This window comes from Citrobacter sp. W9, assembly GCF_026719375.1.
In the GTDB taxonomy this organism is placed as follows: Bacteria; Pseudomonadota; Gammaproteobacteria; order Enterobacterales; family Enterobacteriaceae; genus Citrobacter; species Citrobacter werkmanii.
In genome coordinates this window covers 1-1,360 of sequence record NZ_JAPPTE010000069.1, presented here as the reverse complement: position 1 = coordinate 1,360, position 1,360 = coordinate 1, and the positions used below count along the sequence as shown (strand labels likewise).

Genomic DNA, 1,360 nt, shown 5'->3' with positions numbered 1-1,360 from the left:
TACGTCGAACATTTCTGCGGGCTGGATTGCTATGAACGCTTCCAGGCACGCGCCAAGGCCGCGACAGAATCTGACATTGCGCCTGTCCCTGGCGGTTCGCAGCCGTCAGATTGAGGCATACCCTAACTTGATGTCAGATGCCATGTGTCATTTTCAGAAGACGACTGCACCAGTTGATTGGGCGTAATGGCTGTTGTGCAGCCAGCTCCTGACAGTTCAATATCAGAAGTGATCTGCACCAATCTCGACTATGCTCAATACTCGTGTGCACCAAAGCGAGGTGAGCATGGCGACGGAGGCTCTGTTGCAAAGATTGGCGGCAGTCAGAGGTAGGCTGTCGCTCTGCGCCGATCAGGCGGCTGCTGCGAAATGGTGGTTGAGCATGCCCATGGCCTCCGTCAGCGCCGAGGGCCCAATGCCAAAAGCTCTCTCCACAAGGCGCACCTCGCCCCTGATGCCGGGCTGCAGGCACCAGGGGCGAGCCTGTCCTTTGCGCAGGGCTCGCATGACTTCGAATCCCTTGATCGTGGCATAGGCCGTGGGGATCGATTTGAAACCGCGCACCGGCTTGATCAGTATCTTGAGCTTTCCGTGATCGGCCTCGATCACGTTATTGAGATACTTCACCTGCCGGTGGGCCGTCTCCCGGTCCAGCTTTCCTTCGCGCTTCAATTCGGTGATCGCTGCACCATAGCTCGGCGCTTTGTCGGTATTGAGCGTGGCAGGCTTTTCCCAGTGCTTCAGGCCTCGCAGGGCCTTGCCCAGGAACCGCTTCGCTGCCTTGGCGCTGCGGGTCGGCGACAGGTAGAAATCGATCGTGTCGCCCCGCTTGTCGACTGCCCGGTACAGGTAGGTCCACTTGCCCCGCACCTTGACGTAGGTTTCATCCAGGCGCCAGCTCGGATCAAAGCCACGCCGCCAGAACCAGCGCAGCCGCTTCTCCATCTCCGGGGCGTAGCACTGGACCCAGCGATAGATCGTCGTATGGTCGACCGAAATGCCGCGTTCCGCCAGCATTTCCTCAAGGTCGCGATAGCTGATCGGATAGCGACAATACCAGCGCACCGCCCACAGGATCACATCACACTGGAAATGGCGCCACTTGAAATCCGTCATCGTTCCGTCCGTCCAATCTCCGCCAAGCATGCTCAAGCTTCACGATTTTTGCAACAGAGCCCACACGAGTATTGAGCATAGTCGAGATTGGTGCAGATCACTTCTGATATTGAACTGGGCACTGTTGCAAAGTTAGCGATGAGGCAGCCTTTTGTCTTATTCAAAGGCCTTACATTTCAAAAACTCTGCTTACCAGGCGCATTTCGCCCAGGGGATCACCATAATAAAATGCTGAGGCCTGGCC

General features: G+C 57.0%; 2 protein-coding genes and 2 pseudogenes. 2 read left to right on the top strand and 2 right to left on the bottom strand.

Features of this window, described 5'->3' with window-relative positions; genetic code table 11:
* Window positions 1-21: 21 nt before the first annotated feature.
* A complete protein-coding gene (locus OOJ59_RS27840; protein WP_238703584.1) occupies window positions 22-114 on the top strand; it encodes a DUF3330 domain-containing protein in 93 nt (30 codons plus the stop codon).
* 32 nt (window positions 115-146) lie between these two features.
* Window positions 147-212, top strand: a pseudogene (locus OOJ59_RS27835) (EAL domain-containing protein); the annotation flags it as partial.
* Between the two features lie 139 nt (window positions 213-351).
* Here the strand turns inward: OOJ59_RS27835 and OOJ59_RS27830 are convergent.
* Window positions 352-1,116 carry an IS6-like element IS6100 family transposase gene (locus OOJ59_RS27830; RefSeq protein ID WP_268063556.1) on the bottom strand — a complete coding sequence of 255 codons (765 nt, stop codon included), beginning with the start codon at window positions 1,114-1,116 and terminating at the stop codon, window positions 352-354.
* Window positions 1,117-1,285: 169 nt separating this feature from the next.
* A pseudogene (locus OOJ59_RS27825) lies at window positions 1,286-1,360 on the bottom strand (IS6 family transposase); the annotation flags it as partial.

Excerpts from the sequence above, each read along its gene's own strand:
- OOJ59_RS27830 (WP_268063556.1), bottom strand. The coding sequence starts at position 1,116 with ATGACGGATTTCAAGTGGCGCCATTTCCAGTGTGATGTGATCCTGTGG.